The sequence below is a fragment of the Stenotrophomonas maltophilia group sp. msm4 genome, from assembly GCF_032025605.1.
Lineage (GTDB): Bacteria > Pseudomonadota > Gammaproteobacteria > Xanthomonadales > Xanthomonadaceae > Stenotrophomonas > Stenotrophomonas sepilia.
In genome coordinates, this window is record NZ_JAVSKK010000001.1 from 1,818,785 (window position 1) to 1,831,781 (window position 12,997).

Below are 12,997 nucleotides of genomic sequence, written 5' to 3' on the forward strand. Positions count from 1 at the left end.
GGTAAGCGGCAGCGGCGGCCGGCTCAAGGCAGTCTAGCCTGAGCCGCGGCCACCTCGTCATCGATCTGTGCGTGCAACGTGGCAGCCTTGCCGGCCAACGCAGCGCCCGCAGCGGCCTGGCCCGCCAGTGCAGCCTGCCGCCAGGCTGGCAGCAGCACGTCATGGATGCGCGCGAAGCGTTGCAGCAGCATGTTGTCCTGGTCCTGCAGCAGCTGCCATTGGCCGGCTTCCAGGCGGCGCAGCGAGGCCAGCCGGCGAAGATGGTCCAGCCGGTGCGACAGCGCGGCCTGACCGGCGATATCCAGCGTCGTCAGCCGCGACGCAGCCAGTTCGGCCCAGCCGTCCAGCGCCGCGGCCGCCGCGGAATGCTCAACGATGGCCATGGCCCGCAGCTGCATGTGCTGCTGCAGGTGCTGGGCCTGCTCACGCGCCTGCAGGGCCAGTACGCCCAGCTGCGACTGCAGCGCGTGCCCTTCTGCTTCGCGAGCGACATCGCGCCCCAGCAGCCGCCCCCACCAGCCTTCCTGCTGCCGGATCTGCGCCGGGTTGCCGGCCTGCAGGGCCAGCGCGATGCGCGCAAGCGCAGCCACCAGGCGCTCGCCCGCATCCGGTGGCAACGGCGTTTCGCGCCGCGCCAGCGCCTGCAGCAACGGCGCACCATAGTCGGCCAGCGCAGCGACATCGACCGTACCCGGCAGCATCGGTGGCGGCAATGGCACGCGCGTGGTCACGGCAGCGGCGGCGGCTTCGGCGTGGATGCCGGCATGCCATCGCCGTCTTCCGGTGGCAATGACTCGCCGTAGAAGTGGCGCATCAGCGCCTCATCCAGCGCCCGCTCCTCCGGCGTCGCGGCGCGGCGCACGCGCGCGCGCTGCGCCACAACAGCGCTCGGCGTGCCCCGCTCGACCTGCTGTCGCGCCCAGCCGGCGAACGCGGCCAGGGTCTGCGACACCTGCACCTGCTGCGCCTGCGATGCCGCCAGCAGCTCCACCAGCGGCGCCAGCCCCGCCTGCAGGTCTTCGGCCAAGGCCGTGGCCGGCACGCCGGGGGCTGCCGCGACCGGCGCCGGCGCAGCGGCCGGACGCGCCTCTGAAAGGCGATGCAGGGCCTCCAGCAGCGCCGGCCACGGTGCCGGGTCCGCAACGGCGATCGCTTCCGGCGCGGGCGGTGGCAGCTGCAGCGCGGTGGCGATATCGGCCAGCTGCGCCACCACGCGCCCGCCCACATCGCTGTCGTCGGCCCCCATGGCCTTGTTGCGCAGGAAGTCGCGCTTGATCTGTGCCCAGCGCTGCGCCTGCGTGTCATCCAGTACGCCGCGCAGTTCGGCCAGCTTCAACAGGTTCTCTTCGGCACCGGTGGTCAGCAGCTGCGCCTCGCCCAGGTAGTGGTCGGAAATCAGCTGCTGCAGTTCGTCCTCGTTCATCACCGGGGAGATCTTCTCGGCCAGCTTGTTCATGTTGCGGTAGCTGCCCTGCAGGCGGAACGGCGGCTCGGTGCGGTAGCGGTCGTCCTGTGCGGCGCTGGCGATGTACTGCTGGTTGACCCGGTAGACCACGTCACGCACACGCAGCATGCGCTGCAGGGTGGCGGTGATCTCGTTGATCTCCGCGCTGCTGTAGGCGTGGCTGAGGCCGTTGGTCGAGACCTCCTTGCCCATCGCGCGGTCGACCAGTACATACAGGTCGGCCATGTCGCGCGTGGCCAGCGGCGCCAGCACCGGATTGGAGGTCAGGCTGTTCTCGATGTAGCTGAGGGTGAAGGCGGCCTCCATGCCACCGAGCACGTCACCGAGGTTGTAGATGTCGGCACGGTTGGCCAGCATGTCCGGAATCTTGAACACCTCGCCGGACTCGGTGTACGGGTTGCCGGCCATCACCACGCAGAACTTCTTGCCGCGCATGTCGTAGGTGCGGGTGCGACCGCGCCACACACCCTCGATACGGCGGGTGCCATCGCACAGCGAGATGAACTTCTGCAGGAACTCGGGATGGGTGTGCTGGATGTCGTCCACATACAGCATGGTGTTGTTGCCCATTTCCAGCGCCAGGTTGAGCTTCTCCAGCTCCTGCCGCGAGGTCGCGTCCGGTGCCTGGGCCGGGTCCAGCGAGCGCACCTCGTGGCCCAGCGCCGGGCCGTTGATCTTCATGAAGACCAGGCCCAAGCGGTGCGCCACGTATTCCATCAGCGTGGTCTTGCCATAGCCCGGGGGCGAAATCATCATCAGCAGGCCCATCAGGTCGCTGCGCTTGTTCTCGCCGACCGTGCCCATCTGCTTGGCCAGGTTGTCACCGATCACGCCCAGGTAGACATCGTTGATCAGCTTGTTGCGTACGAACGAGGACAGCGGCCGCGCCTTGAACTCGGAAAGCCGCAGGGTCTCGCGCTCGCGACCGATGATGCCCTGGCGCAGCGCCTGGTAGGCATGGAACGCTGGCACGAAATGACGCAGGTGCTGCTGCAGGCGCGCGAGGAAATCATCCAGCGATACCACCAGCGCGCCATTGCTGATGCGTGCGTGTTCACCCAGCAGGCCATTGACCTCCGCCTGCAGTGCGGCATCGCTGGCACGGGTGCGCAACTGGCGCTGCACCAGCAGCAACGCGGCGGCTTCGTCGACATAGCCGGCATGCTGGGCATGCGCCGGCATCCGCGCCACTGCGCGCAGCCACTGCCCAGCCAATGACCAACGCGTAGCCAGTGGATCCTGGCCGCGCTGCAGGGCACGCTCGACCGCCTCACGCTGCCCCGCCTGTTCCAGCTGCTCGGCCAATGCCTCCAGCAGCGCCACCGCGTGGCGGCTGCTGCTGAACACCGGATCGCCCGCCGCCAGTTCTTCGCCCAGATAGGCGGCTGCAGCCTCCGCGGCATCGGCATCGAACGGCAACGCGTGGGACTGCGCATACCCCAGCAGCGCCTCGGCCATTTCTGTGCGCAACGCCAGGCGCCCTTCGTCGGACCCCAGCAGGCGTGCCAGCGCCTCGGCGCCCACCTGCCGCGCCGGCCATTGCGCCACCGCTTCGCGCCGCTGCTCAGCGGCCCAGAACAGCAACGCCAGCGCACGCACCCGCGGTGCGTGACGCAGGCTGCCGGCCGCCTGCTGCAAGGGCAGTAGCGCACGCAGGATCAGTGCCGCATCGTGGTCATGGATGCCACGCTCGTAGCCTTCGCGATAGCGTGGTGCGGCGAACGCACGCACACGCTGATCCAGCGCTTCCGGGTTGGCGACGTCGTGCTGCAGCGCAGCCAGATCGAGGCCATCGCGCCCCTCCTGCGCGGCCAGCAGCAGGCTGCCGGCCAGATACTCGCCGCGATACAGCGTGGGCGATTCCGAGTCGAGGGTGACCGGCCAGAACGGCTTGAGTGCGTCCAGCTCCGGATCGTGCAGGGTCTCCAGGAAGTCGGTGCCGGTCAGATGGATGGCCAACGTGTCGCCACGCGGCAACAGGGTCAGGTCCAGTGCCTGCGTATTGACGCTGAAGCGATGGCGCGGGCCCAGCCGCACCACGTTGCCGCCGGCTTCGTACAGGTCACTGCGGTCGCGCAGCTGGCGCACCGCCTGGTCACGCACGCCCTTCAGCCGCGCCTCGATGTCGTCGGCCTTGACGTTGTCGTGCAGCGTGCGCAGGCGCTCGGCCAGCTCACGCAGCTTGAGGATCAGCGGATCACCGGCAAAGAACGCGTTGAGCTCATCGGCGGTGGCGAAGCGCTCGGTGCGCCTGGCCAGGCCGTCGAGGATCCGATTGGCCGCATCCAGTACCGAGCGCGCCTTGCGCTGGCGGTCATCCAGCAACGCCTGCTTGTGCGTTTCGAAGGCCTCGACCAGCTCTTCGCGCTTGCTCAGGATGTCGCCGAGGAACTGCTCGTGTTCGCCGAACTGGCTCTCCAGTTCCTCCAGCTGCACCAGCAGGCGCGACAACTGCTCGTCGGCACGTTCGGGGTCGGTGGCCAGCGCCAGCGCGCTGGTGATCGACTGCGAGAACAGCGCGAACTGGGCGGCGAACTGCGCCACGGCCTCGGCCGAACCGAGTGACCTGCGGCGCTGGTCGGCACGCGCGCGCGCCTGGTTGAGGCGACCGTACAGCACCGAGATCGACTCGACCACGCGGGTGCGGGCAGTGGCATCGTCCACCTTCAGGCCGGCCATCAGCTCGGACAGCATGTCCAGGTCGGACGCCATGCCACGCAGGCCTTCCAACTGCTCGTCCAGCTGGCGCGCCGTCTGTGCCTGCTGCGCGGCATCGTCCAGCGCCTGCAGGCGAGTGGCCAGCGGCGCCAGCGCTTCCTCGCCAGCGAGGAAGTCACCGGTGGCGGCGCCAACACGGTCCTGTGCCTCCACCAGTTCGACGGTCATCGCCTCGATGCGCGCGGTGTCGATGTAGCGCAGCTCGCGGAGGGTCAGCAGCCGCCCGCGCAATGCGGTGATCGCGTTGAGGGCCTCGACGAAGGCCTGCACCTCGCTCCAGTTCTGCGGTTGCAGCCGGCCCAGCAGCGCCTTGTGCGCGGCCTCGGCCTCCCGCATCGCCTGTGCCGATTGCTGACGGATCGACTGCACCTTCTCGTACTCGTCCAGCACCGATTCGCCGGTCGCGCTGATCTGCCGCAGCAGCGCCTCGGCGCCATCGCAGGCCGCGTCACCCAGCCAGTGGTGCGCATCGAACAGACGCCGCGTATCGGCCACCAGGCGCTGGTAGCGCTGTACCGACACGTCCTGGCCATCGATCTCGCGCGCCAGGTTGAACAGGTTGGAAATGCCGCGCACCAGCTCGGCGTTGCCGATGCGGCCCATGAACGTGTTGCCGGGCGGCCGGTTGGCGGCGAACTCGTCACTGCTGAACGGCGTCTGCCAGACCTGCATCGGATGGATGCGGGTCGGTTCGCTGCCCTCGGCATGGAACAGCACCATGCGCCCGTCCTGCATCAAGGCGTAGCCATGGCCGAACACCGGGTTCTGCAGCACGCGCTGGATGGTGTTGTAGACGAACAGCGCCGAGCGCCCGCCTTCGCGCTCGTAGAAGATGTACAGCACGTCCTCGCCGTTTGGCGAACGGATGCTGCGCTTGAACTGCATGCCGGCCATCGAGGCATCAAATGCCTTGTGCTCGCCGCCCTGCAGGTAATAGCCACCCGGGAAGATCACGCCATGGTCTTCGGGCAGCTGCACGCAGGCCTGCACGATCGCATCATTGCGCACGATGCCGCCGGTCAGCGTGTTGTAGATCAGGCCGCGCCATTCGGTCTCGCGGTACGGCAGCACCTTCAGCAATACCAGCGAGCCGACCCGGGCGAACTCGAACTGGGCGTCGTCCAGCGACTGCGTGCTGTCCTCCACGGGTTCGCTGTAGATGCCCTGCCCGGTTTCGGTGTTGTTTTCGACCTTGATGGTGAGGTCGCCGCCGGTGGTCTCCACGAACAGGGTGTCGAGGATGTTCAGGTGCGAATGGCGGCCGTTGACCGCCAGGTCGCGGGTCGCCCGGGTCCATTCGAAGTCGAATGGTGGCGGCAGTGCGATATCGCGCTCACCGCGCGCATCCAGGTAGGTCAGCTCGCCCTCGCGCGACAGCGCCCAGCGGAACACGCGCACGTCGCTGCTGCGCTCGCCGATCTGGAACGAGGCCAGCAGCTTGTCGCCGACCACGATCAGCTGCAGCAGGCGCGCGTGCTTGTAGTAGGCATACAGCTCGTTGAAATCGTGCACGAAGCCGGGCTGGTCGAGAAAGCTGCCCTTCAGCTCCAGGGCAGCGACGTCGTAGCCATCGCTGCCCTGCACCAGCCGGTACAGGCCGAACACATCCTCGATGCGGGTCTGGGTCTTCAACCCGATGAACACGTTGTAGCCGAACAGCAGGCGGTCCGGGCCCACCTGCACGATGTCACGGCCGACGCAGTTGTTGTCGCTGCGGATGCGGAAGCGCCCGACCACCTCCAGGCGGCTATCGCCGAACTCGGCCAGGCGCTGGCGGTTGAGTGTTTCGGCCAGGCCCTGCAGGCGCTGGCCCTGCTCGGCCAGGCGGCGGCGCAGGACTTCGTAGGCGCCGCCCTGGGCGACAGCCTGGTCGACGGTGCTGCCGCCGGCCGCCGGCGCAGTGGATTCGGCGGACGGATGGGTTTCAGACATCAGCAGGTTTCCGGCTCACGGGCGGACGGCCGCGGTTGCGGCCGGCGCGGGCGGGCGATGGCGGCGGCCATCGCCCGATGCATCAACGGGCGCTGTCGACCACGGTAGCCGACACGGTCGGTACCGCTTCGGCATCCTCGGCGATCTGGCGCGGCGCCGGTTCGGCCACGGCCACGCCCAGGTAGCGCTGCATCAGCTCCTGCACGATCGGGCTCTTGCCGGCGAAGCCTTCGATCGACTTGCCCAGCGACACCGCCTTGACCAGGTTCTCGAACATGCCGCCGTCGCCGCCGACCAGGTCGATATCGGCGTTGCGCAGCGCGCTGGCGATGACATTGGCGTTCTCGCGCGAGACTTCCTTGCCGGCTTCGATCGAGGCCAGCGCCTGCTTCAGGCTGTTGTCCAGCATCATGCGGAACTCTTCATGGCCACGTGCCTGGTCACTCAGCGAGGCGATGGCTTCGAACTTGCGCACCAGGCCCTCGGCCTCGGCCAGCAGCTTCTTCTGCACCACGCCGGCTTCGGCATTGCCCAGCGACTCGGTGGCGGTGGCACGGGCCAGGCCCATCTTTTCTTCACCCTGCGCCTGCGCCTGCAGGGTCTCGGCCAGAACGCGGGCTTCGTTGCTGCCCTGCTTCAGGCTGGCTTCGGCCTTGGCTTCGATCACGCGCGCTTCGGCAATGCCGACCTTCTCGATGGCCAGCGCCGAAGCTTCACGCACCTGCGCTTCGGCTAGGCCCGGCGCTGCCTGTTCGGCACGCAGGGCATCGGCCAACAGGCGCTTGGCTTCGGCCTGCTTGCCGGCCGCTTCATGCTCGGCCTGGGCCAGCGTGGTCAGTTCCACCGCGCGATGCTTTGAAGCGGTCTCGCGCGCCTGCGCTTCCTTGACTTCGCGCACCAGCGCTTCCTGCGCCTTGGCCTCGGCTTCCAGGATCAGCACCTGCTTCTGGCGGTCGGCCTCGGAGACTTCGCGCACTTCCTTGATGCGCTCCTCTTCCTGCGCCACGGTCTTGTCGATGGAGATGCGTTCACGGGTGATGTTGGCCACGTCCATCTTGCCCTGCTCGACCACCTTGTCACGCTCCACGCCCTGCAGCTGCACTTCACGATCGGTGGTGACCTGCTCCAGCTGGCGTGCGCGCTCCACGCGCTCGGCCTCGATGGCCACGGCACGCTGGCGGTTCTGCTCGGCCACTTCCACTTCGCGCAGGCGGTTCTGGTCGCGGATCTCGATCAGCTGCTGCGCTTCGATGCGGGCGTTCTCGGACAACTGGCGCTGCTCCTCCTGCACCTTGGCGGTCTCGGCCTCCTCGCGTGCGCGGATGGTCTCGATCTCACGCTTCTGCCGTGCTTCGGCTTCGGCCTGCTGGCGTTCCAGGGCCAGCAGCGCTTCGCGCGCTTCCACGTTCTTCTTGGTGATGGCGAGCTTCTCGTTCTGCTCCAGCTCGTTGGTCACCACGTTCTGCGCGGCGGTCAATTCGGTGATCTTGCGGATGCCCTGCGCATCGAGAATGTTGAACTGGTCCAGCAGCGACTTCGGGGTCTGCTCCAGGTAGTCGATCGCCACGTCCTCAAGGACGTAGCCGTTCAGATCATTGCCGATCACCGCGATGATCTCGTCGCGGAACTCCTGGCGCTTCTCGAACAGTTCGGTGAAGTCGAACTTCTTGCCGACCGTCTTCAGCGCTTCGGAGAACTTGGCGTTGAACAGCTCGTCGACGGCATGCTTGTCCGATGCACGGTCGGCACCGATGGCCTTGGCCACGCGCAGGACGTCGGCCTGGGTCTCGTTGACCCGCAGGTAGAAAGCCACGGCGATATCGGCACGCATGTTGTCGCGGCAGATCAGGCCTTCCTTGCCGCGGCGGTCGATCTGCAGCGTGATCAGGCTGATCCGCATCAGCTCGGCGCGGTACAGCACCGGGATGATCAGCGCACCGGTGAAGTGCACCTTGGGCGTGGAGCTCATGTCGTTGACGATCAGGGCCACGCCCTGGTCGACCTTGCGGTAGAAGGCCTTGAACAGGCCGGCCAGGCCGAGCAGTGCGACCAGCAGCACGGCTACGCCGATCAGGAAGGGGGCCATGGTTGCCAACGTCATCAGTGATTCTCCTTGTTGCCCGGAAGCAGGTTGTCCTGGAAGTCGAGGGCGACCGCGTCGGCGCGGACCACCCGGTAATGGTGTTGATCAGCCACGTGTTCGACCAGCACGATGCGCTCGCCACGCTGCAGTTCGATCTCGCTGCGCACCTGCAGCACCAGTCCGGCGCCGCCATCGTCGAAGGTGGCGTGACCGCCGCGGGCATCCACCTTCGGCGAGGCAACCACGCCGGTACGCCCCAGCAGCGAGGCCTGCGCCACCGGGCGCAGGCGCAGCAGGAACCTGCGGACGGGGCGCAGCAGCAGCGCGGTGAACGGAACCGCCGGCAACGGCGCCAGAAGGGCCACGACCGCACCGATCGCCCAGCGCAGCAGGTCCGGCAGCGGCAACAGCACGAACAGATGGACGAAATAGGTGACGATCCAGGCGAAGAAACCCAGCAGCGTCACCACAAGCATGAGGGGAACCCCACCGAGGCCCCAACGCGCCAGCAGTGCGGACAGTCCCTGCAGATCTTGTGGGTCGCCATGCAGCGCCCCATCGGCGCCGGCATCGCCAAACCCGTCGTCGACCAGACCGAAGGCCGCCAGTGCCCAATACAGCGCCGCCACCGCCAGCACGATGCTGTACGGCAGGGTCGGAAAACCGAACACGACGGTGAGGAACTCCTGCATCGCTTGCCCTCCTGGGCTGTGGGCTGCGGCCGCCCGTTCGGGGCGCGCCGAGTGCGTCCCGTCGATCCCCGCGCCAGCCCTCATGGCAGGCGCGCTTGGGACCATCCTATGTGAAGAATGCGTGCAGGCTCAAATCCAGGTCCAAATCACGGCAAATAATGACGCCAATCACTCGAGAACCGTGCAATCGGCTCGGCGCACTTCCTCGACGAAGGTGCGCATCCTGTCGCCGTCCTTGATGCCCGGCTCCAGTTCGATGCCACTGGAGACATCCACGCCCCACGGCAGGGTACCCAGCACCGCGTCGTAGACGTTTTCCGGGTTCAGGCCACCGGCCAGCAGGAACGGGCGATGCAGGCCGGTCGGGATCCGGCCCCAGTCAAAAGCCACGCCGGTGCCGCCACCGCCGCCCGGCGCGTGGCTGTCGAACAGGAAGCCGGCGGCGCTGGGATAGCGCAGCTGCAGGGTGCGGGCGTTGATCTCTTCACGGCCGCCCATGGCGATCGCCTTCAGGTACGGCATGTTGAAGCTGCGGCAGAAGCTCTCGTCTTCCTCGCCGTGGAACTGCAGCAGGGTCGGTCGTACCGTGCGCAGCACCTCGCGCACTTCTTCCTTGCTGTTGTTGCGGAACAGCGCCACCACGTCGACCATGGGCGCGATCGCCTGGCGCATCGCGCGTGCCTCGGCCGGAGCGACCCGGCGGCTGCTTTCACGGGCGAAGATGAAACCCACCGCGTCCACGCCCAGCTCACCGGCCAGGCGGACGTCGCCGGCCCGGGTCATGCCACAGAACTTGATGCGTGTGCGGTAGTAGGAACGGCTCATAGCGTGACCTCGGCGGGCAGGTGCCAGTTGTCGGGGTACAGGGGCCCAAGGAACACCAGGCCCTGCGGCGGTGCGGTGGGACCGGCTACGGTGCGATCGCGCCCGGCCAGCAGTTCGGCGATCCATTCCACCGGCTTCTCGCCACTGCCCACCAGGATCAGCGATCCGACGATATTGCGGACCATGTGATGAAGGAATGCATTGCCCTGCACGGCGACCTCGATCACCTCGCCCTGGCGGCTGACCTGCAGTGACTGCAGCTTACGCCGGGCGTGCAGCGCCTGGCACTGCACCGAACGGAACGCGCTGAAGTCGTTCTCACCGAGCAGGGCCTGGCCGGCGGCGTGCATCAGGGTCTCGTCCAGCGCGCGGCGCTCCCAGCTCAAGGTCTGCCGGTCCAGCGCGGGCCGCACTTCGCGGTTGAGCAGGCGGTAGCGGTAGCGGCGTGCGCGCGCGGAGAAACGCGCGTGGAAATCCTCGGCCACCGGCACGCACCAGCGCACTGCGATCGAGCGCGGCAGGCGGGTGGTAGTGCCCAGCATCCACGCGCGCGGATCGCGCACCACGTCGGTATCGAAATGCACGACCTGGCACTGGCCGTGCACGCCGGCATCGGTGCGGCCGGCACAGACCACCTGCAGCGGCGCATCGGCCACCGACGACAGGGCCTGCTCAAGGCTGGCCTGCACGCTCGGGCCACCCTCGCCCAGGTTCTGCCAGCCCCTGAAATCGCTGCCGTCGTACTCGACGCCAAGCGCGTAACGCATGTGCTACCTCAGATGTTGCGGGAGGGGCGGCGCTCAGGCCGGATCGCGTTCGGACCACACCGCCAGTTCGTTGCCACCAGGCTCGACGAACTGGAAACGGCTGCCGCCGGGGAAGGAAAACACCGGCCGCACGATCTCACCGCCAGCGTCAAGCACCGCCGCTTCGATCGGTGCCAGCTGGTCAGCGTACAGCACCAGCAGCGGGGCACCGGCATCGCTGGCACGCAGCGGCTGGCCGCGGAAGAAGCCGCCCTGCAGGCGGCCGTCGTCGAACGCGGTGTAGTCGCTGCCATAGTCTACGAACGACCAGCCGAACGCCTTCTCGAAGAAGGCGCGGCTGGCTGCAGGATCCGTGGAAGCGAATTCAACGTAGTCGATGCGGCGCTCGCGGCTCATGACGGGGTCCTTGTCGGCGGGTTCGATCACGGCAGGCGGGCCAGCAGTTCGCGGGCCTGGGCCTGGCAGTGCAGGTCGCCGCCCTCGGCCACTTCCTGCAGCAACGTACGCGCGGTCTGGGCATCGCCCAGGTCGAGGTAGGCGATGGCCAGCTCAAGGCGTTCCTGGCCGGCGCGCGGCGCCCAGCCGGCATCGCTGGCCGGCGGCGCAGTACCGTCTTCATGCGCCGCCGCGGCCAGCGCGTCATGCGGCGCTGCGCCCGAAGCCTCGCCGTCATGGTGCTCGGCCGGCAGGTCGAACACGCCGCGGAACTGCGGCTGCTGTTCGGCGTGCAGCGCGTAGTCCGGCACTGCCACCTCGCCAGGGGCCGCCTGCGCGAGCGGCTCATCCTGCGCGGCGGCGGCCGGCGCGGAATCCTCCTGCGTGACCACCGGCTCGTCCCAGCGCGGCAGGTCGGTCACTGCCTCGGGCAGCTCCATCACTTCGTCATCGCGCAGCGTCTGCGCCTGCCAGTCAGCCTGGGCGGCGACGTCGGCGACCGGTTCGGCAGCCACGTCATCCTGCCCCCCGGTTTCGCTCGCCCAAGCCGGCATCGCCGGCTCCTGGCGGCCCGCTTCGGGCACCACAGACGACCATGAGGACTGCTCGGCCAGCGTATCCAGCGCCGCGCCCGCCGGTACCGCAGCGGTCAGGCCGGCGGCATCGTCTTCGTCGCGCAGCGGCGGCAGCGGCGATGGCTTGCGACGACGCAGCAGCCAGGCTGCACCGGCCGCCAGCAGCAGCACCGGCAGCCCCAGCCAGTACCACGGCGTTGCCGCATCGCGGGTATCCGGTGCCTGCGCCAGTCGCTGCTGCGCGGCGGCCAGGTCGTTGTCCTTCATCGCGATCAGCGACTGCTGCTGTTCCTTGAGTTTTTCCAGGTCGGCGACGCGCTGCTTCAGCTCGCCAATCTCGGCATCGCGGGTCGCGATGTCCTCGCGTGCCTGGCGCAGTTGTTCGTTGCCCAGCATGTCACCCTCGCTGCCGGCTCCAGTGCCGGTGGTTGTGCCCGCGCGCGCGGCGTCGGAAGCCAGCGCCGGAGCGATTTCAAGTCGTGCCCCATTGGCCGCGGCCGGGGAAGAAGCGTTCGTGGTTGCGGCCGCGGCCACCGGGGCGACGGTACCCGCCGGTTGCGGCACGGTGCGCGCCTGCCGCCACTGCGCGGCGTGCTCGCGCACCAGCGCTGCGGCCTCGGCGGCATCGACCGCCGCCAGTGCATCGCTGCCGGGCATGCGCAGTACGGCGCCTTGCTTGAGCAAGTTGACGTTGCCGCGGATGAAGGCCTCCGGGTTGGCCCGCAGCAGGGCGATCATCGCGCGGTCGCGGCTGACCTGGTTGCCGCGGGCCACCGCGCTGGCGATCTGCGACAGGGTCTGCCCACGCTGGACGATGACGCTGCCATCGGCTGCCTGCGCGGCAGCGGGTGCAGCCCCTGCACGCGGGCGAGCCGATGCAGGTGCCGGCGCTGCCGCAGTGGACGGCGCAGGTGCGCTTGCGCTCTCCGCAGCGGCCGGTGCCGGTGCAACGTCACGGACGATGGTGTTGGAGAGGGTACCGGCCGGCGCGACGATTTCCGGTTCGGCCACCGCCAGTGCGCTGGAGGGCGCATCAACCAGTGCCGAGTATTCGCGCACCAAGCGGCCCTGGCCCCAGTCGGCCTCGATCAGGAAGCTCAGCGACGGGGTTTCGACCGGCGTCTGCGAGGTCACCCGCACCACCGCCCTGCCCTGCGCATTGCGGGTCAGTTCGAACTGCAGCTCGCTGACCAGCCCGGCCGGCCGCTGCAGGCCGACGCGTTCGAAGGTGACCGCAGAGGCCAGCGCGACGCGCAGGTTCTCCAGTTCGGATGGATCGGCCGAGACTACCGGGATTTCGGCCAGCAGGGGCTGGCCCGGCTTGGACAGGACACGGATGTCACCCAAGCCCAGGGCAAGCGCCGAACTGCTGGCCAGGGCCAGCAGCGCGGTGGAAAGATAGAGGAGCGGGCGCTTCGCGCCCCTGGCCCGTTTATTCATGGGCGACACTATAAAGCGTGCGGACCGGGGTCCGCACCCACCGAGGGGACCTTCGGTAGCGCCGG

8 protein-coding genes are annotated in these 12,997 nt (G+C 68.4%); all 8 read right to left on the reverse strand.

The features are described from left to right. Nucleotides 1-23: 23 nt before the first annotated feature. Nucleotides 24-731 carry a cell division protein FtsY gene (locus ROV93_RS08630; RefSeq protein WP_072168500.1) on the reverse strand — a complete coding sequence of 236 codons (708 nt, stop codon included), beginning with the start codon at nucleotides 729-731 and terminating at the stop codon, nucleotides 24-26. Beyond that, nucleotides 728-6,115 carry a DNA repair ATPase gene (locus ROV93_RS08635; RefSeq protein ID WP_312539290.1) on the reverse strand — a complete coding sequence of 1,796 codons (5,388 nt, stop codon included), beginning with the start codon at nucleotides 6,113-6,115 and terminating at the stop codon, nucleotides 728-730. Before ROV93_RS08635 ends, ROV93_RS08630 begins: the two co-directional genes overlap by 4 nt. Nucleotides 6,116-6,197: 82 nt before the next feature. Then, nucleotides 6,198-8,216 (reverse strand): hypothetical protein, encoded by a 2,019-nt coding sequence (locus tag ROV93_RS08640; RefSeq protein WP_005417967.1) that lies wholly within the window; start codon nucleotides 8,214-8,216, stop codon nucleotides 6,198-6,200. Further along, nucleotides 8,216-8,890, reverse strand: coding sequence for a DUF1449 family protein (locus ROV93_RS08645; protein ID WP_072168502.1), 675 nt, complete (start codon nucleotides 8,888-8,890; stop codon nucleotides 8,216-8,218). The genes ROV93_RS08640 and ROV93_RS08645 overlap by 1 nt, the downstream gene beginning before the upstream one ends. Before the next feature lie 168 nt (nucleotides 8,891-9,058). Further along, the gene (locus tag ROV93_RS08650; protein WP_072168503.1) at nucleotides 9,059-9,715 is read right to left on the reverse strand and encodes a phosphoribosylanthranilate isomerase; all 657 of its coding nucleotides are present in this window, start codon (nucleotides 9,713-9,715) and stop codon (nucleotides 9,059-9,061) included. Beyond that, the gene (truA, locus tag ROV93_RS08655; protein ID WP_072168504.1) at nucleotides 9,712-10,482 is read right to left on the reverse strand and encodes a tRNA pseudouridine(38-40) synthase TruA; all 771 of its coding nucleotides are present in this window, start codon (nucleotides 10,480-10,482) and stop codon (nucleotides 9,712-9,714) included. Before truA ends, ROV93_RS08650 begins: the two co-directional genes overlap by 4 nt. A gap of 33 nt (nucleotides 10,483-10,515) precedes the next feature. Continuing rightward, the gene (locus tag ROV93_RS08660; protein ID WP_049414720.1) at nucleotides 10,516-10,878 is read right to left on the reverse strand and encodes a VOC family protein; all 363 of its coding nucleotides are present in this window, start codon (nucleotides 10,876-10,878) and stop codon (nucleotides 10,516-10,518) included. Nucleotides 10,879-10,904: 26 nt separating this feature from the next. Then, nucleotides 10,905-12,932: a FimV/HubP family polar landmark protein gene (locus ROV93_RS08665; protein WP_072168505.1), complete on the reverse strand. Its 2,028-nt coding sequence runs from the start codon at nucleotides 12,930-12,932 to the stop codon at nucleotides 10,905-10,907. Nucleotides 12,933-12,997: the final 65 nt, after the last annotated feature.

Bases quoted from the DNA above. Each gene is read 5' to 3' on its own strand.
- ROV93_RS08660 (WP_049414720.1), bottom strand. From the start codon at position 10,878: ATGAGCCGCGAGCGCCGCATCGACTACGTTGAATTCGCTTCCACGGAT.
- ROV93_RS08640 (WP_005417967.1), bottom strand. From the start codon at position 8,216: ATGACGTTGGCAACCATGGCCCCCTTCCTGATCGGCGTAGCCGTGCTG.
- ROV93_RS08650 (WP_072168503.1), bottom strand. From the start codon at position 9,715: ATGAGCCGTTCCTACTACCGCACACGCATCAAGTTCTGTGGCATGACC.
- ROV93_RS08645 (WP_072168502.1), bottom strand. From the start codon at position 8,890: ATGCAGGAGTTCCTCACCGTCGTGTTCGGTTTTCCGACCCTGCCGTAC.
- ROV93_RS08635 (WP_312539290.1), bottom strand. From the start codon at position 6,115: ATGTCTGAAACCCATCCGTCCGCCGAATCCACTGCGCCGGCGGCCGGC.
- truA (WP_072168504.1), bottom strand. From the start codon at position 10,482: ATGCGTTACGCGCTTGGCGTCGAGTACGACGGCAGCGATTTCAGGGGC.
- ROV93_RS08665 (WP_072168505.1), bottom strand. From the start codon at position 12,932: ATGAATAAACGGGCCAGGGGCGCGAAGCGCCCGCTCCTCTATCTTTCC.